At 73.6% G+C, this 23,193-nt stretch carries 17 protein-coding genes; 4 read left to right on the top strand and 13 right to left on the bottom strand.

All coding sequences use genetic code 11. The features are described 5' to 3' along the window. Positions 1 to 39 precede the first annotated feature (39 nt). The 8 genes from O7607_RS22525 to O7607_RS22560 are packed head-to-tail and all read right to left on the bottom strand — an operon-like array spanning position 40 to position 9,085. Positions 40 to 1,683 carry a DUF4127 family protein gene (locus O7607_RS22525; protein ID WP_269705161.1) on the bottom strand — a complete coding sequence of 548 codons (1,644 nt, stop codon included), beginning with the start codon at positions 1,681 to 1,683 and terminating at the stop codon, positions 40 to 42. After that, on the bottom strand, positions 1,680 to 2,393 hold the full coding sequence (locus O7607_RS22530; RefSeq protein ID WP_269705162.1) for an N-acetylmannosamine-6-phosphate 2-epimerase: 714 nt from the start codon (positions 2,391 to 2,393) through the stop codon (positions 1,680 to 1,682). Before O7607_RS22530 ends, O7607_RS22525 begins: the two co-directional genes overlap by 4 nt. Further along, on the bottom strand, positions 2,390 to 3,310 hold the full coding sequence (locus tag O7607_RS22535; RefSeq protein WP_269705163.1) for an ROK family protein: 921 nt from the start codon (positions 3,308 to 3,310) through the stop codon (positions 2,390 to 2,392). The genes O7607_RS22530 and O7607_RS22535 overlap by 4 nt, the downstream gene beginning before the upstream one ends. Beyond that, positions 3,307 to 4,149, bottom strand: coding sequence for a carbohydrate ABC transporter permease (locus O7607_RS22540; protein WP_269705164.1), 843 nt, complete (start codon positions 4,147 to 4,149; stop codon positions 3,307 to 3,309). The genes O7607_RS22535 and O7607_RS22540 overlap by 4 nt, the downstream gene beginning before the upstream one ends. After that, a complete protein-coding gene (locus O7607_RS22545; protein WP_269705165.1) occupies positions 4,139 to 5,086 on the bottom strand; it encodes a carbohydrate ABC transporter permease in 948 nt (315 codons plus the stop codon). Before O7607_RS22545 ends, O7607_RS22540 begins: the two co-directional genes overlap by 11 nt. A gap of 11 nt (positions 5,087 to 5,097) precedes the next feature. Then, positions 5,098 to 6,381, bottom strand: coding sequence for an ABC transporter substrate-binding protein (locus O7607_RS22550; RefSeq protein WP_269705166.1), 1,284 nt, complete (start codon positions 6,379 to 6,381; stop codon positions 5,098 to 5,100). A gap of 21 nt (positions 6,382 to 6,402) precedes the next feature. Then, positions 6,403 to 7,998: an FAD-dependent oxidoreductase gene (locus tag O7607_RS22555; protein WP_269705167.1), complete on the bottom strand. Its 1,596-nt coding sequence runs from the start codon at positions 7,996 to 7,998 to the stop codon at positions 6,403 to 6,405. A gap of 40 nt (positions 7,999 to 8,038) precedes the next feature. Further along, entirely contained in the window at positions 8,039 to 9,085 is a 1,047-nt protein-coding gene (locus tag O7607_RS22560) for a LacI family DNA-binding transcriptional regulator (RefSeq protein ID WP_269705168.1), read from the bottom strand. 384 nt (positions 9,086 to 9,469) lie between these two features. Between O7607_RS22560 and O7607_RS22565 the strand changes: the two genes are divergently transcribed. Further along, positions 9,470 to 9,955, top strand: a complete 486-nt coding sequence (locus O7607_RS22565; RefSeq protein WP_269705169.1) for a hypothetical protein — start codon at positions 9,470 to 9,472, stop codon at positions 9,953 to 9,955. A 1-nt stretch (position 9,956) separates the two neighbouring features. Here O7607_RS22565 and O7607_RS22570 read toward each other — a convergent pair whose 3' ends face one another. The 4 genes from O7607_RS22570 to O7607_RS22585 form a co-directional block, all read right to left on the bottom strand. Beyond that, positions 9,957 to 10,766, bottom strand: a complete 810-nt coding sequence (locus tag O7607_RS22570) for a metal-dependent hydrolase (RefSeq protein WP_073831818.1) — start codon at positions 10,764 to 10,766, stop codon at positions 9,957 to 9,959. A gap of 198 nt (positions 10,767 to 10,964) precedes the next feature. After that, the gene (locus O7607_RS22575) at positions 10,965 to 13,469 is read right to left on the bottom strand and encodes a serine/threonine-protein kinase (protein WP_269705170.1); all 2,505 of its coding nucleotides are present in this window, start codon (positions 13,467 to 13,469) and stop codon (positions 10,965 to 10,967) included. Between the two features lie 80 nt (positions 13,470 to 13,549). Beyond that, positions 13,550 to 14,875, bottom strand: coding sequence for a glycosyltransferase family 4 protein (locus O7607_RS22580; RefSeq protein WP_269705171.1), 1,326 nt, complete (start codon positions 14,873 to 14,875; stop codon positions 13,550 to 13,552). 126 nt (positions 14,876 to 15,001) lie between these two features. Next, entirely contained in the window at positions 15,002 to 16,945 is a 1,944-nt protein-coding gene (locus O7607_RS22585) for an amylo-alpha-1,6-glucosidase (protein ID WP_269705172.1), read from the bottom strand. A gap of 42 nt (positions 16,946 to 16,987) precedes the next feature. Here O7607_RS22585 and O7607_RS22590 point away from each other — a divergent pair, with 42 nt between their 5' ends. After that, positions 16,988 to 19,708, top strand: a complete 2,721-nt coding sequence (locus O7607_RS22590; protein WP_269705173.1) for an MGH1-like glycoside hydrolase domain-containing protein — start codon at positions 16,988 to 16,990, stop codon at positions 19,706 to 19,708. Positions 19,709 to 19,754: 46 nt separating this feature from the next. On the opposite strand, the gene O7607_RS22595 is transcribed toward O7607_RS22590, so the two are convergent. After that, a complete protein-coding gene (locus tag O7607_RS22595; protein WP_269705174.1) occupies positions 19,755 to 21,077 on the bottom strand; it encodes a hypothetical protein in 1,323 nt (440 codons plus the stop codon). A 138-nt stretch (positions 21,078 to 21,215) separates the two neighbouring features. On the opposite strand from O7607_RS22595, the gene O7607_RS22600 reads away from it, so the two are divergent. Beyond that, the gene (locus O7607_RS22600) at positions 21,216 to 21,914 is read left to right on the top strand and encodes an HAD family hydrolase (protein WP_269705175.1); all 699 of its coding nucleotides are present in this window, start codon (positions 21,216 to 21,218) and stop codon (positions 21,912 to 21,914) included. A 22-nt stretch (positions 21,915 to 21,936) separates the two neighbouring features. Beyond that, positions 21,937 to 22,722 carry a DUF4184 family protein gene (locus O7607_RS22605; protein ID WP_269705176.1) on the top strand — a complete coding sequence of 262 codons (786 nt, stop codon included), beginning with the start codon at positions 21,937 to 21,939 and terminating at the stop codon, positions 22,720 to 22,722. Positions 22,723 to 23,193: the final 471 nt, after the last annotated feature.

Genomic DNA, 23,193 nt, shown 5'->3' on the forward strand with positions numbered 1-23,193 from the left:
CGCGGGTACGGCCCCAGGGACCGCACCCGCGTCGTCCGATCAGCGCAGCCGCAGGCTCGGCTCCAGCATGACCTCGAACAGCCGGTCCCACGGCAGCTCGACCCGCACCGCGGTGACCCGGTTCAGCGTCGCGGTGAACGTCTTGCGTCCGCGTACCCCGAGCACCAGCTCGTGCCCGGCGAAGTGGTCGGCGAAGTACCGCTCGGTCAGCGGCACCAGCCGGTCGCGTACCCAGCCGTCGAAGTAGCGCTTCTGCTCGGCGGTCAGCGCCAGCGGATCCCAGCCCTGCGCGCGGGCGTGCGCGTACGCCTCGACCTGCACCACGTTCTTCCACGGGTCGTCCTTGACGAACCGGTAGAGCAGGTACTCGGCGTGCGCCTGGGCCGGCCCGCGCAGCTCCGGCACGCCGAAGCCGCTGCCGGACGAACGCAGGTACGCCCACCGCGCGGTGCCGTGCGCGAGCGCCAGCCCGAGCGCGTTGCCGCCGGTGTTCCACCCCGAGTACGACAGCAGCGCCGGCAGGTCCAGGCGGGCCTCCATCCGGGACACCAGGTCGTGGTCGCCCTTGTTGACGATCAGCGGGTCCACCACGATCACCGGGGTGCCGGCGGCCAGCAGCTCACCGATGCGGCCGACGAACGCGTCCAGGTCGGCGGTCCGCTGCCCGGCCGTGGCCGAGGGGGTGTTCACCGCGAGGACGATGTCCGCGTCGCCGGTCACCACCCGGCCGCCCACCGAGGTGACGTGCCGGCGGATGTTCTCCGCGAACGGGATGCCCTCCAGCGCGGCGGTCCAGCCCTCCCCGGACACCCCGGCGTACTCCACCCGGTAGGTGGGCGCGGCGCCGGCGGCGACGACCCGCGCGACGAGCAGCGCGTTGACCTCGTCGGCGCCGGGGAAGATCTCCACCCGGTCGCCGACGCCGAGCCGCGCCACCAGCGCCTCCAGCTCGACCCGCTCGGCGCGGGCCAGGCCGACCGGCGCGGTGTCGTCCTCGGAGAGCACCAGGTGGCTGATCGTCCCGTCCGCGACCCACTCCACCATCAGCCGGTTGACCTGGTGGTTGCGTGCCCGCGCGGCCAGGTAGTCCTCGACCACGGCGTCCGGGATGCGCGCCCGCACGGCGTCGAGCTGGCCCCGCAGCGACTCCTGGCCCAGATTGACCACCTGGTCGTACAGCTTGGCCCACTGGACCAGCAGGTCACGGTAGTTGTCCAGATCGGTGCCGGTGCTGGTGATCGCGAGCCGCTGGATCGTGTCGTGCACCTCGATCACCGCGTCGGACCGGCGTGCGCGCAGCCGCCGGATCGCCTCCAGGTTGCGCAACGCGTCGGCCAGGGCCGGTGCGGCGGTACGCGAGGCGATCAGGCCCCCGTACGCCAGCATGCTCACCGAGATCACGTACCCGTCGACGCCGTCGACGCCGTCGAGCCAGCGGGCGATGCCGGCACCGTCACCGGGGGTGAAGAAGCGGCCCAGCAGGTTCCGCGGCGGCAACAGCACCTCGGCGTCGGCGCTCGCACCGGTCATCTCCGCGCAGTACGTGTTGACCGGCCGGTCGTCCAGCGGCACCAGCGCCACGCTCGGTCGCCGGCCGGCGGGCCGGGCGAAGGCGGGGCCGCCGAGGGCGACGGTGGCCAGGCCGGCCGCGCCGGTGGCCGCAAGAAGGGTTCTTCTCTTCATCGATGCTCCCTTTTCTCCGGCACGCTCGCCGCCCGGGGGGTGGCCGGAACCAGCCGGCGGGTGATCCACAGCGGTGAGGTGACGGCGTTGCCCGTCACCACCGCGTGGGCGCCCGCCTCGAAGGCCCGGCTGATCTGCTCCGTGGTCCGGTAGCGCCCCTCGGCGATCACCGGTACGGGCAGCAGCGCGGCGAGTCGCGCCACGAGCCCGAGGTCGGGCCCGTCGATCGGTGGGCTGGCCGGCGTGTAGCCGGACAGCGTGGTGGCGACCGCGTCCGCGCCGGCCTCGACGGCGGCGACGCCTTCGGCCACAGTGGCGACGTCGGCCAGGACCAGCGCGTCGCTCTGCTCGTGTACGGCGCGGACGGTGTCGGCGAAGGTCCGGCCGTCGGGCCGGGGACGGTCGGTGGCGTCCACCGCCACGACGTGCGACCCGGCCCGCGCCGCCTCCAGCGCGTGCCCGGCGGTCGGGGTGATGAAGACGCCTCCCGTGCCGTGCTTGTACAACCCGATCACCGGAACATCGACGGCGGCGCGTACCGCCCGCACGTCGTCGGGGCCGTTGACCCGGACCGCCACCGCACCGCCACGGACCACGGCGGCCGCCACGCGGGCCTGGACGTACGGGTCGCGCATCGGGTCGCCGGGGTCGTCGGGCAGGGGCTGGCAGGACACGACCAGCCCGCCGGCCAGATCGTCCAGGACACTCACGTGCTTGTTCCTCCGTCGTGGTGGATCGGTGCGGTGGCGAGCCGGGCGGCGCCGACCACCACCGCGTCGGCGCCCAGCGCCGCGGGAAGCAGCGGCACGTGTGCCCAGCCGCCGGGTAGCTCCGCCCGGTAGGCGGCCGTCGCGGCGGGGAGCACTGTGGCGGCGGCGCCGCCGGCGACCACCACCGCGTCCGGGTCGAGCAGGGCGACCAGCCCGGCCAGGGCCGCGCCGAGCGCGGCGCCGGCCCGGTCGACGACCTGCCGGGCGATCGCGTCACCGGCCGCCGCGCGCCGCGCCACCTCCCGCCCGGTGACCGGGTCACCGCCGGCGAGCGCGTACGCGGCGGCGAGGCCGGTGCCGGAGGCGATCGCCTCCAGGTGCCCGTACCGGCCGCAGCCGCAGCGCAGCCGGTGCGCGCCCGGGACCGGCAGGTGCCCGAGCTGGCCGGCCGCGCCCCGGGCGCCGCTCACGACCTGCCCGGCGTTGACGATCGCGCCGCCCAGCCCGGTGCCGACGGCGGCCAGCAACACGTGCCCCCGGCCCCGTCCGGCGCCGGCCCAGCACTCGCCGAGCGCCGCCGCGGCGACGTCGTTGGTGACGCGCACCGACCGGCCCAGCCGCGCGGCCAGCTCGTCGGCGACCGGGGTGCCGGCCCATCCGGGCAGGCTGCCGGTCGCGTACCGGATGGCGCCGGTCGCCGGGTCGACGGTGCCCGCGGTGCCCACCCCGACCGGTTCGGGGCCGGCGGCGGCGAGCAGGTCCGTGGCCAGGCCGGCGGCGGTGTCGAGCACCGCGGCCGGCCCGCCGCGCGCGGGGGTGGTCGCCTCGCGGCGGTCGAGCACCCGCGCGCCGGGACCGACCAGGGCGACGGCGGTCTTGGTGCCGCCGATGTCGATCCCGACGACCGGCGCGGTCATCCCTTCAGACCGGTGTGCGCGAGGCCTTCGACGAACTGCTTCTGCGCGATGACGAACACCGCCAGCACCGGCAGCGCGGTCATCGACGCCGCCGCGAGCTGGACATCCCACATCGGACCGCCGTATGCGTCGACGAACTGGGTGAGCGCCTGCGGCAGGGTGAACTTCTCCGGCGAGGAGAGGAACACAATCGGTTCCAGGTACAGGTTCCAGCTGTGCAGGAACGTGAAGATGGCCACCGCGCCGAGCGCGGGCCGGGACAGCGGAAGCGCGATCTTCCAGAACGTGGCGAAGCGTCCCAGCCCGTCGACCCGCGCCGCCTCCTCCAGTTCCCCGGGGAGGCTGATGAAGAACTGCCGCATGATGAACGTCGCCAGCACGCTCGGCGCCCCGAAGATCGGTACCAGGATCAGCGGCCAGTGGGTGTCGATCAGGTCGAGCTTGAAGAACATCTGGAACAGCGGCACGATCGTCACCTCGCTCGGGATGAGCAGGCCCGCGAGGACGACCAGGAACAGCACGTTCTGTCCCCGGAACCGGATCCGCGCGAACGCGTACCCGGCCAGCGACGCCACGGCCAGCGTGCCGACGGTGACCAGCAGCGCGATGTAGAGGCTGTTGAGGTACTGCTGCCCGAACGGCTGCAGCTCGAACACCCGCCGGTACGCGTCCAGCCGCGGATCGGTCGGCAGCAGCTGCGGCGGGAAGGAGAAGATGTCCGCCACCGGCTTCAGCGACGAGGTGACCATCCACCAGGTGGGGAACACGAACGGGACGGCCAGGACCATCAGCACCCCGTAAAGGACCAGCTTGGTCCGCCGGGACAGGTCACGATTCATGGAAGACCCACCTCTTGCGCATCTGCCACTGCAGCACTGTCAGCGCGAGCACGATGACGAACAGCAGGATCGACAGCGTGGCGCCGTAGCCGAAGTGATGGAACTGGAAGGCCTGCTGGTAGAGGTAGTAGACGAGCACCGTGGTCGAGGTGCCGGGCCCACCCTGGGTGAGCACCGCGATCTGCGCGAAGACCTGCAGCGAGCCGACCACCGTGATGATCGACGTAAGCATGATCGTCGGGCTGATCAGCGGCACGGTGATCCGCCAGAACTGGCGCAGCCGGCTCGCGCCGTCGACCTCGGCGGCCTCGTACAGCTCGGCCGGCACACCCTGCAGGGCGGCCAGGAACAGCACCATGTTCAGGCCGACGTTCTTGAACACCTGCACGACGATCACCGACAGCATCGCCGTGCCCTCGCCGCGCAGCCAGTTGGGGCCGTCGACGCCGATGGTGTCGAGCAGGCCGTTGATGCCGCCGTTGTCCTGCAGCAGGAAGCCCCAGACGATGGTCCACGCGACCAGCGAGACCACCACGGGGGAGAAGAACAGGGTGCGGAAGACGATGGTCCCGCGCAGCCTCTGGTTGAGCAGGACGGCCAGCAGCAACGCCAGGCCGAGGTTGAACACGACCAGGCCGACCGAGAACAGGCCGGTCGACCGCAGCACCGGGCCCAGGTTGGGGTCGTCGGCCAGCGCGGCGTAGTTGTCGGTGCCGATGTAGTCGAAGCTGCCGGCCAGCACGTTCCACTCGTGGAGGCTGTACCAGACCACGAGGACCAGCGGCAGGATCACGAAGACCACGCTGCCGAGCAGCTGCGGGGTGATGAACAGGTATCCGGTGAGCTGGTCCCGGCGGCGGGTGGTCCAGAACGGCCGGGCCCGGCCCGGGGCGGGCCCGGCAGCAGCCGGGCCCACCCTGGTGTCCGTCTGGGTCATGATCCTCGGCCCTACTTCGCCAGCAGCGGCTGGATCTTGGAGCAGACGCCGTCGAGTACGCCCTTGACGTCCGCGTCCGCCTTCCACAGCGGGTCGAGCGCGGCGCGCACCTGCTGGCTCAGCTCGGCCTGCCCGGAGTGGCTGGGCTTGACGGTGCCGTTGGTGATGCCGTCGATGACGACCTTCTGCAGCTGCTCCGGCTTGAGCTTCGGGTTCGTCTTCGCAAGCGTCTCGGCGGTCAGCTGGGACTGCCGCGGCGGCGGGAAGAACTGGGCCAGCTTCGCCGAGTTGGTGGGGTTGGTGAAGAAGGCCAGGAAGTCGGCGGCCTGCTCGGCGTGCGGGCTCTTCTTCATCACGCCGATGCCGGCCTGGCCGACCACCGCGTACGGGCCCTTCGGGCCGGCCGGCAGCGGGACCAGGTCCCAGTCGAAGCCGTTCTCCTTCAGCAGCGAGGCACGGGAGATCTGGGTGACGGTCATGGCGGCGTCACCGGCGAAGAAGTCGGCGGTCGTGCCCGGACCGGGCAGCGCCTTGCCGGTGAAGATCGCCTTGTGCAGCGTGGTCATCGCCTCGACCATCTCCGGGCTGTTGAACCCGCAGCTGCGGCCGTCCTCGCTCCACGCCTGGGCACCCCAGCCGGTCCAGAACGTGGCCAGGTTGTCCCAGCCCTTGTAGTCGAAGTCGCGGACCACGAGCCCGGCCTTGCCCGACTTCGCGGCGGTGGCGCCGGCCGCGGCGAGCGCGGTGTCCCAGGTCCACTGCCCGGCCGCGATCAGCTCGGCCGGGGTCTTCTGCCCGGCCTTCTTGAGCATGTCGTTGTTCACGAACACGCCGAACGGCGAGGTCGAGAACGGATACGCGAAGAGCTTCCCGTCGTTGCGCCAGAGCTTCAGCGTGGCGGGGGACAGGTCGTCGTACTGGTAGCCGTCGGCCTTCTTCAGCGTGTCGTCGAGCGGGCTCAGCGCGCCGGAGGCGACGAAGTCCGGTGCCGAGTTCTCGAAGATCCACGCGAGGTCCGGCGCGTTGCCGCCGGCGATCTGCGTGGTCAGCGTCGTGGTGTAGTTCTCGAACGGCAGCGGATCGAACTTGATCTCCGCGACGTCCGGGTTGTTCTTGCGGTACTCGTCGGCGATCTCGTTGAACAGCTTGAGGTGCGCCTCGTTCGCCGACCAGACGGTCATCCGCAGGCTCGCCGGACCGTCGTCCTTGGCGTCGCCGCCACCGCCGCAGGCGGTCAGGGCGAGCACACCGGTCATGGCCGCCGTGACCAGGCCGGACAGTCTTCCGTATCTCACTTTCTTCTCCTCACCGGGGGTTCAGTAGCCCGCGATCTGCGGCCAGCGGCATTCCACGCCGGCGGCCGAGATGCGGTCCGTGAATTCGGCCAGCAGGCGGGGGGTGCCGCGGACCGCGCGCGGGGACTCGCCCCGCGCAAGGCAGAAGTCGGCCAGCAGGCCGGCGACCTCACCGACGTTCCACTCGACCGGGTGCAGTCGGTAGCTGCCGTTGGTGATGTGCGTGGTACCGATGTTCTTGCCGGCCGGCAGCAGGTTCTCCATCCGCTGCGGGATGAGCGCGCCGAGCGGGATCTCGAACGGGCAGGAGCCGACGTCGATGTAGTTGTCGCCACCGGTCGACGGGTGCAGGTCGATGCGGTACATGCCGACGCCGATCGAGTCGGGGTAGCTCACCGCGCCGTGCTCGCCGCGTACGGCCAGGGAGAGGTCCTGCTCGACCACCGTGTACTCGGCGCGGATGCGACGCGACTCCCGGATGTAGGGCGCCTGCGCCAGCCCGTCGGGGCTGCCGGTCACGTCGCCGCGCAGCCGCAGCCCCGGGTAGCCGGTGCCGCCGTCGGGGCGGGGCGCCTCGGTCTGCAGCCAGTACAGGACGGAGTACGACAGCTCGCGCGCCTGGGACAGGTGCCAGGACGCGTTCGGCACGTCGATGACCGGGCCCTCGAAATAGTCGATCATCGGCCAGTTGACGAGCGTGATGTCGCTGCCGTACGCGCCGTCGACGAAGTTGCGCCGCGCGGCGATGCGCCGGAACGTCCAAAGGTTGCCGTCGCCCGGGTTGAGCCGCTGGTCGGCGTTGACGCCCAGCGGGTCGTCGTCCGGGTTGGGGGTGAAGCTGCGCTCGACGATCTCCAGCGTGCGCGGGTGCGGCGACCGCCAGGACAGCAGCCGGTCGCCCCAGAAGTCCGGCTTGTAGTCGCGCCAGAAGTCGTAGCCGGCGGGCCGGTCGATGGTGTGGTCGCCGTCGACGTGGTCGAGTGCGAAGCAGACCGACACCGCCTGCATGTTCAGCGGCTGCGCCTCGGCGGGCGCGCTCGGCTCACCGGTCTGCGCCTGCGACTCGAACCCGGTCACGTACTCGGTGCCGGTCAGCGGCAGCAGCTCACCGGTCTCGGTGGCGTCCAGGACGTACGGCGCCTCCACCTCGATCCGCTCGTCGCGGTCCCGGTGGACGAGCGTCACGCCGGTGACCCGGTCGCCGTCGGTCTCGGCCGCGACGGGCCGGTACGGCTGCAGCACCGTCAGCCGCCCGGACCCCCGGTACGGCGCGAGCATCTGCTCCAGGACGGCGACCGCGACCCGGGGCTCGTGGCAGAGCCGGCTCACCCAGCCGGCGCCCGGGTTCAGGTCGGTCCACGCCCGGGACCGCTCGGTCAGCGGGTAGTGGCGGCGGTAGTAGTCGCGGATGCCGTCGCGCAACTCCCGGTAGCTCGCGGTGGCGCCGAACTGCTCGATCCAGGAGTGCTCGTCCGGCGGGACAGCCTGGCTGGTGAGCTGCCCGCCGAGCCAGTCGAACTCCTCGGTCAGGATCACGGACCGGCCGGCACGGGCCGCGGCCAGCGCCGCGGCGACACCGCCCAGTCCGCCCCCGACGACGAGGACGTCCGCACGCATTAGTACCACTTGCTTCCTTCCAGTTGCGCGGCCGGGCGTGTCAGCGCCGGTCGGCCGCCGATCCAGGGACGCCGAGGGTGTCGCCCTCGACGAGTTCGCAGGGCAGGAGCCGTTGCTGGAGGCCGCTGGCGCTGCCGTCGATGACGCCGGTCAGCACCTCGACGGCCTGGCGGCCCATCTCCTCGCGCGGGATGCGGAACCCGGTGAACGTGATGTCGGTGGGCACCGGGACGGTCGGGTCGCCGAGGGTCACGACGGACAGGTCACCGGGCACCGTGAGCCCCTTGCGGCGGGCGGCCGCCTCGAGCGCCACGGCGGTGGCGAAGTCCTCCACGAAGGCGACGGTGCTGCCGTCGGCCCGCAGGGCGTCCACTGTGGCGTCGGCCGTCCCCGCCGTCGCGGTGATCTGGCGGGCGCTGTCCGCGCCGGTCGCACCGGCGTGGAAACCGCTGCGCCGGTCGTGCGATGACTCGGCCGAGGTGCCCATGCCCACGTACGTCAGGCGCCGGTGCCCCAGCTCCACCGCCCGCTCGGCCAGCCGGTGGACCGCGCTGGCGTAGTCGGCGCCGACGTAGGGCACCGGGCCGCCGGCGTCGTCGCGGCGTCCGACGGCGACGTAGGGGAACCCGTCGCGGTTGAGCCGGAGCAGCTCCGCGCCGTCGATCTCCCGGCCGAGCAGGATGCAGCCGTCGGCCAGCCGCAGCCGGTTGTCCTGGTGGAAGATGCGCCGCCGGCCGTCCACCACCGGGGCGCTGGTGAACAGCAGCAGGTCGCAGCCGACCCGTTCGGCGTACTCCTCGATGCCGAGCAGGAACGGGTGGAAGAAGTCCCGGCTGCCGCTGGGGAAGGCCGGCTCGTAGGTGAAGACGCCGATGATCCGGTTGAACCCGGAGGCGAGGCGGCGGGCGGCCGGGTCGGCGGCGTATCCCGTCTCGGCGATGACCTGCAACACCCGGTCCCGTGTCTCCGGCGCGATTCGGACGTCGGCGTCGGTGCGGTTGTTGAGCACCAGCGACACGGTCGCCTGGCTGACGCCGGCCATGCGCGCGATGTCACGCTGGGTGACACGCCTGGGGGGAGGGGTCACGTCGGTCCTTCCACTTCCGCTAATGCGTATTAGCGATCGGGTCGGGATGGAGCCTCGCTGCTCTCCCGGCGTCCTGTCAAGGGGTGCCCGGAAGATTTCCGCCCGATGAACTGCCTGATGTAATGCGGATTAGCAACCGTGTCCGTCGCCGCCTGGCGGCTGTCCGGCCGGGGATCTTGACAAGGGCCGACCGGGCGCGCGACAGTAGGCGGGCCTCGGCGCTAATGCGCATTAGCGTGTCGTCGATCGTCCACGCTGACGATCGACGGACTCCTGCTTCCCTACCCATAGTGATATTCGGGTGCGGCCTCTGCCCGCCGCCGCCCGGGCGCTACCGTTCTCATCGGACGGTCGTGGCGCCGTCCGCACGGGGGAGGGGACAACGTGGGCACCGCTGTCGCTCGTCATCTCGCCGGAGCCGTCGCGGCGTGGCTCGTCGTCGTCGCGGAGGCGGTCGCCGGCTACCTCGGCCTGCTGGCGTACGCGCTGGTCACCGGCGCCGACCCGGGCGGCCCGCTGGCCGGGCCGCTGGTGGTGCTGATCGTCGGGCTGCTCGGCGTGGCCGCGCTGCCGCTGCTGTTCGCGCCGGCCGTCGCGCTCGGCGAGGTCGTGGGCCAGCGCCGGGCCGCGCCGGCGCTCGCGTACGCCGGGCTCGTCGCGGTCGTGCTGGCCGCCGGGTACACCGCGGCGGTGGCGGTCGCCACGGACGTGCCCGGCGACCTGGTGCCGCTGGTGGCTGGGATCAGCGCGCTGCTGGCCCTCGCGCCGACGGCGGCGTACGCGCTCACCGCCCGCGGCGTGGGGTGGACGGCCCGGCTGATCCGGCGCCGGGCGGCCGGCGCCGGGGCGGCGCCCGCCGAGGCGGGCTGACCTACACCTGGATGTCGAAGCGCTGCAGCACCGAGGGCGCGACCAGCCCCACCGCGGCCAGCACGGACAGGATCGTCATCGCGGTGCGCAGCACCACCGTCTCGGCCTTGCTGCCGGTACGCAGAGCGATCTTGTTGGGCAGGCCGATCATCGTCCACATCCGCCGTTTGATCGGGATGGGCCACAGGATCGGCACCCCGGCCCGGGTGATCATGTCGCCGAGGATGTGCACGAAACAACCCACCCCGACCGCGAGCCCGATCATCGGGTAGCCCCGGTCGCCGGGCAGGTTGGCGAACGTGAACCAGGCCGCGGCGGCGGACACCAGCGTGACCACCACCCAGCCGGCGCGCTCGGCCCACCTGTCGAACAGCCCGCGCAGCGCCAGGCCGATCATGAAGAAGAGGATGCCGACCACCGCCCACTTGCCGTAGTGGGCGCACAGCGCGGTGGTGCCCCAGCCGACGAGCACGGTGAACGGGATGGTGTGGGTCAGCGTGCGGTGCCCGTTGTTGCGGCGCGGATCCTTGCTCAGCTTGGTGGCGTAGTAGACGCCGAGCGAGATCTTCTCCATCACCTCGGCGACGAAGAGGCTGACCACGCCGAAGGTGCGGGCCACGGTGGCGCCGCCCTGGTTGCGGGTTACCTTGCCGGACAGGTCGAGGTCGGGAAAGAGCGCCCCGCCGGCGCAGACCGCGGTGCCCACCGCCAGGGCCAGCGGTGTCTGGTGGTAGTCCGCGAACTGGGCCATCGCCCAGGAGCCGGTCAGCCACACCGCCGCGCCCGAGAGCGCGTGGGACGGTCCCATCATCTCGGCTCGCCCTTCCCGAAGATCTTGATCCACAAAACTACGCCACTGTAGTCAGCGCGTGCGACAGAGGGGCATCAGCCGGACGGTCCACTGGGGAAGGGGTTCCGTGGGCGCCGCGGGGCGTACCGCGCCCACCCGGGAGTATGGCGGCCCGCGCGGCCGGAGCCACGCCGACTGTCGGTGATGGGACGGTCCGGTTCAGCCCGCCGTCCGGGTGGGCCGGACCGTCCCCAGGCTCGCGCGGATGACGGCGAACTGCTTCGAGGCGGCCGGCCAGTCGGCGTCGGACGTGGTCCAGCCGAGCGTCCAGCCGGCCCGCTCGCCGGGCAGGACGCGCAACGCGCGCATCCGCTCTCCGTAGGGTGCGGTCCAGACGCACTCCCACGCCGCGCCCGGTCCGTCGGCCTCCAGCCGGATCTTCTCGTACTGCGGAAGCCGGCCCGCGGAGGTCAGGTCCCGCTCGGACGACTTCAGCCGGCCCACCGGGTCACCGCCCGGGTACGGCTCGACGCCCAGGATGCGCCGCGTGGCCGGATCCTGGAAGCAGGTGGTGTCACCGGAGCGCAGTTGCAGCCAGCCGGCGGGCAGGGCGATGCGGAAGCCGCCGGTGTCGGCGGGCCAGACCCAGCCGGCGGGAACCGCCACCGGCGGGTTGTCCGGGGGCGGCCCCTTGCGGACCGGAGTGCCGGCCACGTCGGGCCGGACGCACGGGAACGGCGGAGGCGGCGCCCCCGGCCCGGGCGGGCGGTCCCAGGGCTGTGCGACGGCCTCGCGGGAGCGGTCCCCCTGCGGTGGATCGTCGCGACCACCGGTGATCGCCAGCGCGGTGCCCACACCCGTCGCCACGGCGAGCAGCACGGCCCCCAGGACGAGTCCCCACCGGTGCAGCGGGTTTCCGCCCCCGGCCGGGACCGGAGGCTCGGCGGGGCGGGGGACCCCGGCGGGCCGGGGCGGGGCGGGATGCACCGCGCCGCTGTCGACCGGCCCGCTGTGTGCGACGGGGGGAGGCGTGGTGACCGGCGCGGCGCCGGGGCCGACGATGTGCACCGGGCTGAGGGCGTCGGCGCGGGGTGCCGACTCGGGGCCGGCCGGGCTGCCCGGGTCGACGAAGCTGGTGAGGACCGTCGGACCGAGGCTGATCGGGCCGGGGCGGGCCGGCCCGCCCCGGGGCGGCTCCACTGTCGCGCCGGGAGCGGCCTGCCCGGGTTCACCCGCGGTGCCTCGCTCCGGCGCACCCGCTCGGCCCCGTTCCGGTTCACCGTCCCGGCCCCGTTCCGGCTCGCCGCTCCGGCTCTGCCCGGGTGGCACGGCCCGGCCGACCGCGGCCGCGCGGCCGACAGCGCCCGCGCGGCCGACAGCGCCCGAGCCGGTCCCGGCCGAGCCGCCGACCGCACCCGAGCCGTTGGCCGCCGGGTCACCGACCACGCTCGCGCCGCTGTTCGCATCCGCACGGCGGTTCGCCTCCCCCCGGCCGGTCGAGGACGAGGGGTCGCCCGTGTCCGCGCGCCGGAGTGCGCCCGAACGGCCGCCCGGGGACGACTGACCGACGGCGTCCGCCCGTCCGGTGGGGACCGGCCGGGACGCCGTACCGGAGGGACCCGCCGGGCCGGACGTGTCCGCCACGTCGCCCGATGGTGACGCGCGGCCGCCCTCGGTGGGCGGCGCCCATTCGCTGCGCTTCGCCGCCCGGCTCCACGCCCGGGCGGCGGCAGCCGGTGGCATCAGGTCCGGGTAGATGCCACCGGGAGCCACTGCCGGGCTGCCCGGCGGCCCCGGCTCGTCACCGGCCCCGGCCCGCGCCGCGACGTCGTTCTCGCGTCCGCCGGCGGGCCGGTCGGACGACGCGGCGGGGGCGCGGCCCGCGGACCCGGCGGCCTCCGCGTCGGCCTCCGACACCGCGGCGACGCCGAGCAGGCGGGCCGTCTCGCGGTGCCCGAGGCGGGTACGCGGATCGCGGCGCAGCAGCCCGGTCAGCACCGGTGTCAGCGGGCCGGCGTGCGGGGCCGGATCGGGCGGCCGGGTGGCGAGCGCGGCGAGCGTGGCCATCGCGGTGCTGCGGGCGTACGGCGAGCGGCCCTCCACCGCGGCGTGCAGCGTGGCGCCGAGCGACCACATGTCCGCCTCGACGCTGGACACGCCCTCGGCGGCCCGCTCCGGTGCCACGTACTGGGGGGAGCCGAGAACCAGGCCGGGCCGGGTCATCGCGCCGTCGCCGCCCTCGAACACGGCCAGCCCGAAGTCGGTGAGCAGGACGCGGCCGTCCCGGGCCAGCAGCACGTTCGCGGGCTTCACGTCCCGGTGCAGCACCCCGGCTTCGTGCGCGGCGCGCAGCGCGGCGAGCACCGACAGGCCGATCTCGGCGGCCCGCCCGGGCGGAAGCGGGCCGTCGTTCTCGATGATCTCCTGGAGCGAGCGGGACGGGACGTACTCCATGATCAGCCAGGGTTCGCCCTGGACCCGGACCACGTCGTAGACCCGCACCACGTTGGGGTGGTTGAGGCGCGCCGACGTCCGAGCCTCGCGCAGCGTACGGGCGCGCAGCTCGTCCTGCTCGTTCTCGGCGAGCCAGTTCGGCGGCACGACCTGCTTCACCGCGACCTCGCGTTGCAGCTCCTCGTCGCGCGCCCGCCAGACCTGGCCCATCCCGCCGCGGCCGACCAGTTCGAGCAGGCGGTACCGCCCCGCGATCACTACCTCCCGCACCGCACTCCTCACCGCTGGTCAGTGGTCCACAATAGCCAACGGATCGGACGGTACCTATCGCATGTCAGTGCGTCATTCCCCTAACTTGCCGCGCCGGCGAGCAGGTTGCCCTCCGGGACGGCGATCGGGGACCGGTAACCGGCCAGCAGGGCGGTGGCCCGGCGGGCCTGGAACGCGTCGTGGTCGCGGCGGGCGGTGGCGTAGGCGGCGGCGGTCCGGGCGGCGATGGCCGACCAGGTGTACCGGCGGCTGACCATCGTCCGGGCCTTGCGCGCCACCCGCCGGGCGAACACCTCGTCGCCGAGCAGCCGGTCGACGGCGCCGGCGAGCGCGTCCGGGTCGCCGTGCGGGAACGTCACCCCGGTCACCCCGGGCTCGACGATCTCGGCGAGCCCGCCGGTACGCGAGACAGCGAGCGGCGCGCCGGCGGCCGCCGCCTCCAGCGCGATCATGCCGAACGGCTCGTAGAGGCTGGGGATCACCGTGGCGTCGGTGGCGGCGAGCACCGCGGGAAGCTGGGTGGCGTCCATGAAACCGGCGAACCGGACGGTGTCCCCGAGGTGCAGCCGCCGCGCCTGGTCGACCAGTTCGTCGCGGTACGGCCCGTCCCCGGCGATCACCACCCGCAGGCCGGGGTGCCGCTTCGCCAGGTGCGGCACGGCGTGCACCAGGTGCTGCACGCCCTTCTCGTAGACCAGCCGGCCGGCGTACCCGACGAGCGGCCCGCCCGCGGCGAAGCGTGCCCGGGCGGAGGCGACTGCGTGCGGCCGGGCACGCCAGGCCCGGTCGTCGACGCCGTTGGCGACCACGTCGATGCGCCCGGCCGGTACGCCGAACAGCCGGGCCACCTGGTCGCGCATGTATCCGGAGCAGGCGATCACCCGGCCGGAGGCGTTGCTCAGCCAGTGCTCGACGCCGTGGATGGTGCGGTTCATCTCCTCCGGCAGCCAGCCCTGGTGCCGGCCGGCCTCGGTGGCGTGGATGGTGGTCACCAGCGGCACGTCCAGGTGTTCGGCCAGCGTGACGGCAGTGTGCGCGACGAGCCAGTCGTGGGCGTGGATCACGTCGTAGGAGCCGGACGAGGCGGCGCGCAGCGCGGCCCGGGTCAGCGTGTGGTTGAACGCCATGGTCCAGGCCAGCAGCGAATCGGTGGCGAGCGGGAACCGGACCGGGTCCTCGGCGGCGCGGACGACGCGCACGCCGTCGGCGTACTCCTCGAGGGGAGCGCCCACGGCGTGGCGGGTGACGACGGTGACCTCGTGCCCGGCGGCGGCCAGCGCCACGGACAGCGCGTGGACGTGGCGGCCGAGGCCACCGACGAGCACCGGCGGGTACTCCCAGGAGAGCAGCAGCACCCGCAGGCGCCGGGCGGGCTGGATGTCGATCACTTCGGCGTCAGCTGACACGCGGCCCCCTTTGAGTTGTGGGCCCCACCCCGGCGGCGGTGTCGCCGCGCTCCGGTGGGGTCGGCACCCATCCTGCCGAGGGGTCGATAACCGGCGGCGACGCGCCGGTTGCCGGTCTGTAACGCGTTACCGGCGTGTCCGCCGCGCGCGCAGCAGCTCGGCCACCGACCACGCCTGGAACGGGCACCCGGTGGCCCTGTGCGGTGCCGCGCCGTCGGCGGTCTCGCTCACCGAGCCCAGGCCGTCCTCGGCCAGGTGACCCACCAGGCCCACCAGCAGGTCGTCGGTGGGCAGCCCGGCCCGGCGGTACGCGTCGAGCAGCGGCCCGGTCAGCCACGGCCACACGGTGCCCTGGTGGTACGCGGAGTCCCGCTCGGCGGGTCCGCCCCGGTGCCGCCCGCTGAAGCCGGGGGAGTCCGGGGCGAGGCTGCGCGGGCCGAGCGGGGTGAACAGCGCCTCGGTGACGCGGCGCAGCACGGCCTCGTCCGGCTCCAGCGGAGCGTGTGGCAGGGACCAGGCGAGCAGCTGGTTGGGGCGCAGCAGGTCGTCGTCGTGGTGCGTGGCCCCGCCCAGCGGGTACGCGGGCGCCGGGGCGTCCACCACGTCGTACAGCCAGCCGGCCGGGGCGGGGAAGCGCTCCCGGAACGCGGCGGTGGCCCGGCGGTGCAGGGCGTGCAGCGCGGCGGCGTCGCGCCCGGCCAGCTCGGTCAGCTCGGCGAGCCCGGCCAGCCCGTTGATCCACAGCGCGTTGACCTCGACCGGCTTGCCGGTACGCGGGGTCACCGGCACCCCGTACACCCGGGCGTCCATCCAGGTGAGCGCCACGTCCGGCGGGCCGCCCTGGGCCAGCAGGCCGTCGGCCGGGTCGACGCCGATGCCGTACCGGGTGCCCGCCACGTGGGCCTCGACCACGCCGTGCAGGGCGGGCAGCAGCTCGTCGCCCAGGTCGGTGTCGCCGGTGACGGTGACGTGCCGGTGCACCGCGTGCAGGAACCACAGCGTCGCGTCGACGGTGTTGTACTCGACCCGCCCGGTGTCGGCGGTGTTCGCCAGCATGCCCTCGCTCAGCGTGGCCGCGTACGCCCGCAGCAGGTCCCGGCCCTCGTCGGCCCGGTTCGTGCACAGGAACAGGCCCTCGTAGGAGATCATCGTGTCCCGCGACCAGGCCCCGAACCAGGGGTAGCCGGCGACCACGTCCGGGCCGGTGGCGGTGCGCACCACGAAGGCGTCGGCGGCGAGCGCGAGCGTCGCCTCGACCGCGTCACCGGGTTTCGCCGCGGCGACCACCGCCCGGCTGCGCCGCCGGGCCGCCTCGACCACCGCGGTCGCCGGGGGCGGCTCCTCGGCCAGGTCGTCCGCCCAGGCCAGCACCGACACTGTCGCGCCGGGCTCGTCGAGCGCGCCGGTGAACCGGCCCGCGTACCAGAGGTCCTCGTCCGGGTGCAGGCCGCGCTCGGCCTCGGTCCGGTGACGCACCCCGTGCCACCACTGCCCCTCCGGCGTCCAGTCCGGTCCGGCCAGGCGGTACGCGCCGTCGACCACCGCGCCGCCGGCCGCCGGCTCCAGCCGGGGCGCCGGGCCGTCGGCGCGCCGCTCGCCGTGCGCGTCGCGCCAGGTGCAGGCGGCGGCCAGGTCCAGCCGCACCGGGCCGCCGGAGATCAGCCGGTGCACCACCGCCACGCAGGAGCGGCCGTACGTCATGGCGATCTCCCGCTCGATCACCACGTCGCCGACGCGCCACCGCCAGCGGGGCACCCCGTCGGCCAGGTCGAAGTGCTCCAGCAGCTCGAAGCCGCGCGGGTCGACCACGCCCGAGGACCACTCGTGCGCGCCGAGGCGGACCTGCCGCCCCGACGGCAGCGTCACCGCCGGGTCCAGGCTCACCAGTCCCACCTTGCGGGACGCCGGCGTGTCACCGGCCACCACGAGCAGCCCGTGGTAGCGCCGGGTGCGCAGTCCGGCGACGGTGCCCATGGCGTACCCGCCGCGCCCGTCCGTGACCAGCCATTCCCGCGAGGCGGCGGTGGACAGCTCGCCGCAGACCCGCGGCCCGAAACGGATGTCGATCAACTTTCCTCCACCGCCAGCGAGGTGTGACATGCCACGGCGACAATGGCCGCTGTGGAGAAGTACCCCGGTGGCGTCGAAGATGTGCCAGTGATCACCGACCGGTCGACCTCCGCGTCCCCCGACCCCGAGCGGCACCGGCTCGCCCAGGCCGACGCCGGGGAGCAGGACTGGCGCGCATGGGGCCCCTATCTGTCCGAGCGGGCGTGGGGGACGGTACGGGAGGACTACAGCGAGCACGGTACGGCGTGGGACTACTTCCCCCACGACCACGCGCGGTCCCGAGCGTACCGGTGGAACGAGGACGGCATGGCCGGCGTCTGTGACGACCGGCAGACGTTCTGCTTCGCCCTCGCGCTGTGGAACGGGCGCGACCCGATCCTCAAGGAGCGGATGTTCGGCCTCGGCGGCGACGGCGGCAACCACGGGGAGGACGTCAAGGAGTACTGGTGGTACCTCGACAGCACCCCGACGCACTCCTTCATGCGCTGGCGCTACCACTACCCGCAGGCCGCCTTCCCGTACGACGAGTTGGTCGCGGTGAACGCGCTGCGCGGCCGGGACGACACCGAGTACGAGCTGGTGGACACCGGCATCTTCGACGACGACAGGTACTGGGCGGTCACCGTCGACTACGCCAAGGCGTCACCGACCGACATGTGCGTGGTGATCACCGTGGCGAACCGGGCCGACACCGACGAGACCCTGCACGTGCTGCCCACGCTCTGGTTCCGCAACACCTGGGCGTGGGGGCTGCCCGGCACCGACCGGATGCCGAAGCTGGTCGGCGAGGCGGCCGGGGAGGGGGCCGGCGCCCGGCTCGTGGGTGAGCACTGGGTGCTCGGCCAGCTGCTGCTGGAGGGCGACGGCGACCCGGTGCCGCTGCTGTGCGACAACGAGACCAACGCCGAGCGGCTGTGGGGGCTGCCGGGGCGGTCGGCGTACCCCAAGGACGGCATCAACGACCACGTCGTGGCCGGCGCCGCCACCGTCAACCCGGACCGCACCGGCACCAAGGGGGCGCTGCACTACGTGCTCGACGTGCCGGCCGGCGAGCAACGCCAGATCCGGCTGCGGCTGACGCGGACCGCGCCGCCCCCGGCCACCACGCCGCCCGCCCCGGCCGACCTGGGCGACGGGTTCGACGCCGTGCTCTGGGCGCGCCGGGCCGAGGCGAACCGGTTCTTCGACAGCGTCATCCCGGACGCCGCCACGCCGGACGAGGCGCTGGTGGCGCGCCAGGCCATCGCCGGGCTGATGTGGGGCAAGCAGTTCTACCACTTCGACGTCGAGCGGTGGCTGACCGGCGACCCCGGGTCGGCGCCGCCGCCGGCCGGCCGCCGGCACGGGCGCAACAGCGCCTGGTGGCACATGAACAGCTTCGACGTGATCTCCATGCCGGACCCGTGGGAGTACCCCTGGTACGCGGCCTGGGACCTGGCCTTCCACTGCGTCACCATCGCCCGCGTCGACCCGGGTTTCGCCAAGGAGCAGATCCTGCTGCTGCTGCGGGAGTGGTACCTGCACCCCAACGGGCAGATCCCGGCGTACGAGTGGGCGTTCGGTGACGTGAACCCGCCGGTGCACGCCTGGGCGGCGCTGAAGGTCTTCGAGATCGACGGCTCCCGCGACCACGAGTTCCTCGCCCGGGTGATGCACAAGCTGCTGCTCAACTTCACCTGGTGGGTCAACCGCAAGGACACCGGCGGCAACAACGTCTTCGAGGGCGGCTTCCTCGGGCTGGACAACGTCGGCCCGTTCGACCGCTCGGCCGCGCTGCCGGTGGCCGGGACGCTGGAGCAGTCCGACGGCACCGGCTGGATGGCCATGTACGCGCTCAACCTGCTCGACATGGCCATCGTGCTGGCCGAGCATGACCGCGCGTACGTGGACACCGCCACCAAGTTCTTCGAGCACTTCGCGTACATCGCCGCCGCCGCGTACCACCAGGGGCTGTGGGACGCCGAGGACGCGTTCTTCTACGACGTGCTGCGCCTGGCCGACGGCACGAAGGTGCCGCTGAAGGTCCGCTCGGTGGTCGGGCTGCTGCCGCTCGCCGCCGTCACCCGGCTGACCGCCCGGACCATGCGGCGGCTGCCCGAGCTGGGCGCGCGGCTGCGCTGGTTCCTCACCAACCGGCCCGAGTACGCCGAGGTGATCGGCGCCCGCCGGATCGGGCCCGACGGCCGCCAGCAGCGGCTGCTGTCGATGGTCGCCCCGGACCAGGTGGTACGGCTGCTGGCCCGGATGCTCGACACCGACGAGTTCCTCTCCGAGTACGGGCTGCGCACGCTGTCCCGGGCCCACCTGGACAAGCCGTTCACCGTCACGCTCGGCGGGCAGGAGTTCAGCGTCGGTTACGAGCCGGCCGAGTCGACAAGCGGCCTGTTCGGCGGCAACTCCAACTGGCGCGGCCCGATCTGGATGCCGACGAACTTCCTGCTGATCAGCGCGCTGCGCGACTACGCGGCGTTCTTCGGCGACGACCTCCAGGTCGAGTACCCGACCCGGTCCGGGGTGAAGCGCACGCTGGACGAGATCGCCGACGACCTGTCCGCGCGGCTGATCTCGCTGTTCACCCGCGACGGGTGGGGGCGGCGGCCGATCTACGGCGCCGCGCAGCTGTTCCAGACCCACCCGGACTGGCGCGACCTGATCTGCTTCCCGGAGTACTTCCACGGCGACAACGGCGCCGGCCTGGGCGCCTGGCACCAGACGGGCTGGACCGCGCTGGTCGCCGACCTGATCCTCACGCTACGCCGCTGACCCGCGTGCGTGGGGCGCGACGGGAGCCCCGCCGCGCCCCACGCGCTCACGACAGCGGCAGGAACGCCAGCCGGGCGTGGTACTCCCCGGCCACCGTCACCGTGTCGCTGCCGATCCACAGGCCGCGGTCGGTGGCGTACAACTCCTGGGTGCCGACGCCCCGGTCCTTCGTCGGGTTCCACGGCAGCGCCTTGCCCGTGGTCGGGTGGATCGCCCCGACGCCCGGCCGCGGCACCGCGCCCGGACCGGCCGAGTTGCGGCCCTGCGGGTTGTCCAGCCAGCGCTGGTGGCCCCCGACGTAGACCGCCGCGCCGGTCACCGCCACCGACAGCAGCGTGTCACCGCCGGTGTAGTTGGCCCAGGTCGGCTGCTTGCCGCCGGTGGCGGTGCCGAACTCGAAACGCGCCGCGGTGTCGCAGAGCGTGCCCGGGAACGGGCCGCCGGTGGTGACCACCGCGAACCAGGTGCCGTCCGGCGAGATGTCGACGCCGCGCATGTAGACGGGCATCGTCCGCGCGCACTGCGGCTGGTAGCGGACGGTGGCCCAGCCGGAGAGCGTGGCACCGGCCGCGCTCAGGTCGGCGACGGCGATCTGGTGCCGCGCCACGCCCGCGACGCTGCTGAAGCCGCCCACGAACACCAGCCGCCGGCCGTCGGCGGAGACGTCCAGCGCCTCGACCTTAACCGGCGCGGTGGCACCGGAGGTGGTCGTACGAGGGCCGGCCAGGTTCAGGTTTACCGACGCGTCGGCCGCCCCGGTGGTGGCGTTCACCGCCGCCAGGGCGCGCCGGGTCACCCCGCCGACGGTCTGGAACGCGCCGCCGACGATCAGCCGGTTGCCGACCAGACGCATGTCGTTCACCTGGTTGTTCAGCGCCGGCGTGGTGAACCCGGCAACCCGGGCGCCGGTGGCCGCGTCGATCCGGGCCAGCCGGGACGCCGCGGTGCCGTTGACAGTGGTGAACGCGCCGCCGATGTAGAGCGAGCGGCCGTCCGGCGCGGCGGCGAGCGCCTTGACCGCGCCGTTGACCTGCGGCCGGAACGTGGTGTCGATCCGGCCGGTGGTCGCGTCCAGCGCCACCAGCCGGGGCATCGCCAGCTGAGCCGTCTGGTTGGCGTTGCGCACCTTGGTGAACGTGCCGGCGACGTACACGCGGTTGCCGATCTGGAGGATGCGGTGGACGGTGCCGTCCAGCGCGTGCGGCGTCCAGTCGACCGGGTTGGTGCCGACCACAGTGGTGTGTGCGGCGTTGACGGCACGTGCCGGGGCTCCCGGCAGCGCCGCGCCCGCGACGGCGAGCGTCGCGGCCACCGCGACGAAGGCGCGCCGCCGCCGCCGTCCGGGTGGATGATCGGGTGAGATCGTCATGGCCGAAGCATGCCGCCCGACCAGGGATTGCGCAGTCGGGTAGCCGCCGGTAACCGGCGGCCGACCGGATAAACCGCGTGGCCCGTCCGGCGAGCGGGCAGTACGGTGTGCGAGGTCCGCGAGGGGGAGGGGGAGACGATGCCGTCGCGCCGGGACGCCGCCGTGCTGGTCTTCGACGCCGACGACACGCTCTGGGAGAACAACGTCCTGTTCGAGCGCGTCATCGACGACTTCCTCACCTGGCTCGACCATCCCACGCTGGACCGGTCCCGGATCCGCGCGGTGCTCGACGACATCGAGCGCGCCAACGCCGTGGCGCACGGCTACGGCAGCAAGGTCTTCCTGCGCAGCCTCGGCGAGTGCCTGGAGAAGCTGCGTGAGCGTCCGGCCACCGCGCGGGAGCGCGCCGAGATCGAGCAGCTCGCCGCGGCGCTGGTCGGGCACCAGGTGGAGCTGATGCCGGGCGTGGCCGAGACGCTCGACGACCTGGCCGGTCGGCACGAGCTGCTGCTGCTGACCAAGGGTGAGCGCGAGGAGCAGCAGCGCAAGCTGGACGCCTGCGGGCTGCTGCACCACTTCCGCGCCGTGCACATCGTGCCGGAGAAGGACGCGGACACCTACCGGTGGCTGGCCCGTGAGCACGCCTTCGACCCGGCCGCCGCCTGGATGATCGGCAACTCGCCGCGCTCGGACATCCTGCCCGCCCGCGCCGCCGGGATGAACGCGGTCTTCATCCCGAACGAGAACACCTGGGTGCTGGAGCACGACGAGCTGGATCCGTCCGACCAGCGGGTGATCCGGCTGGCCGCGTTCCCCGACCTGGTCCAGCACTTCTGAGCGGGCCGGTAACGTCCGGGACGTGCCGCTGACCTTCCCGTCGCACCTGGCGCCGGTACTGCCGCTGAAGCGGTGGCGGCCGGACTGGTTCGACGGGGTGGCGCTGTGCACCGGCGCGGTGGCGCCGGACGTCGGGTATCTGGTCACCGGCACGTCGCTGGCCCTGGACCTGCGGACGCACACGCTCGGCGGGCTGCTCTGGTGGTGCCTGCCGGTGGCCCTCGCGTACGCCTGGGTGGTGCGTCGCGTGGTCGCCGGCATCGCGGTGCACCTGCCCGCGCAGCGGTTGTTCGGCTGGCCCTGGTACGTGACGCTGGCCCGGGTGCGGCACCCCTGGCAGGTGACCGTCTGCTCGGCGCTGATCGGCGCGTTCAGCCACGTGGCGTGGGACCGGGCCAGCCACAGCGAACGCCTGCCCCGGCTGCTCGGCGTCGCCGACTTCCGCGCGCTGACCGGCGTCTACTGGTTCCAGTTCGCGGACGTGGTCGCCGGCCTCGGCGGCGGGCTGCTGGTGGTCGTCCTGGCCGTGCACGAGGCCCGTCGCGGCCTGCGGGCGGACGGCGTACCCGCGTGCGCGCCGGCGGCGAACCCGAGCGTGTTCTGGCGGGTGGCGCTGGCGGTAACCGGGCTCGGCGCGCTGCTGCTGCCCGCCCTGCCGGCCGCAGGCGTCCCCGCCCCGGCGGGCGTACGGGCGCTGCACGTGGCCGCGCTGGCGCTCGTCGCCGGGGCCGTCGCGGCCCGCGCCGTCCCGTCGCGGCCGGGCGGGCGCAGTCCCCGTCTCGAAGTCGAACAGCGCGAAACCGGCTGACCCCGTTACGCCGACATGCCGCAATTCGGCATAGACATCAATCACAAGCGCAGCCGCCGGTCATCGCTTGTCCGGCCTGCGCGGACGCGCCTAACCTGAGCCGGCGTCCACGCCTCGTCGGGGTGAGACGGGGGCGCACCGGAGTCCGGTGGTAAGAGCACCGTGGAGCTGAGTGCGGGCATACCGGCTCGCCGTGCGGAGCCCGGCGGAAGGCGTCGTGCCACGCCTGCCGGGTTCCCGTGGCGCAGACCGCTACCGAACCGGACGGCCGGGGTCAGGACCGGGGAGTTGCGGACCCGGTCCTGACCCGTCCGGTCCTGCCGCCGCCCGTTCGCGCTCGGCGCCTGTCGCGATCGATACGCCTCCCGTCGTCGGCGGGACGGTTCCGCCTGCTCGCGGCCCGGTCGCCCGCACTCGCGGCGCCGCCTGGGAAGTAGCTGACGGATAGCCCGGCGTGTATGTGGTGTTCCT

Source organism: Micromonospora sp. WMMA1949 (genome assembly GCF_027460145.1).
Taxonomy (GTDB): Bacteria; Actinomycetota; Actinomycetes; order Mycobacteriales; family Micromonosporaceae; genus Micromonospora.

Coding starts and splice junctions, on each gene's coding strand:
- O7607_RS22545 (WP_269705165.1), bottom strand. CDS start 5,086: ATGACCCAGACGGACACCAGGGTGGGCCCGGCTGCTGCCGGGCCCGCC.
- O7607_RS22525 (WP_269705161.1), bottom strand. CDS start 1,683: ATGAAGAGAAGAACCCTTCTTGCGGCCACCGGCGCGGCCGGCCTGGCC.
- O7607_RS22595 (WP_269705174.1), bottom strand. CDS start 21,077: ATGACGATCTCACCCGATCATCCACCCGGACGGCGGCGGCGGCGCGCC.
- O7607_RS22600 (WP_269705175.1), top strand. CDS start 21,216: ATGCCGTCGCGCCGGGACGCCGCCGTGCTGGTCTTCGACGCCGACGAC.
- O7607_RS22535 (WP_269705163.1), bottom strand. CDS start 3,310: ATGACCGCGCCGGTCGTCGGGATCGACATCGGCGGCACCAAGACCGCC.
- O7607_RS22570 (WP_073831818.1), bottom strand. CDS start 10,766: ATGATGGGACCGTCCCACGCGCTCTCGGGCGCGGCGGTGTGGCTGACC.
- O7607_RS22555 (WP_269705167.1), bottom strand. CDS start 7,998: ATGCGTGCGGACGTCCTCGTCGTCGGGGGCGGACTGGGCGGTGTCGCC.
- O7607_RS22540 (WP_269705164.1), bottom strand. CDS start 4,149: ATGAATCGTGACCTGTCCCGGCGGACCAAGCTGGTCCTTTACGGGGTG.
- O7607_RS22590 (WP_269705173.1), top strand. CDS start 16,988: ATGGCCGCTGTGGAGAAGTACCCCGGTGGCGTCGAAGATGTGCCAGTG.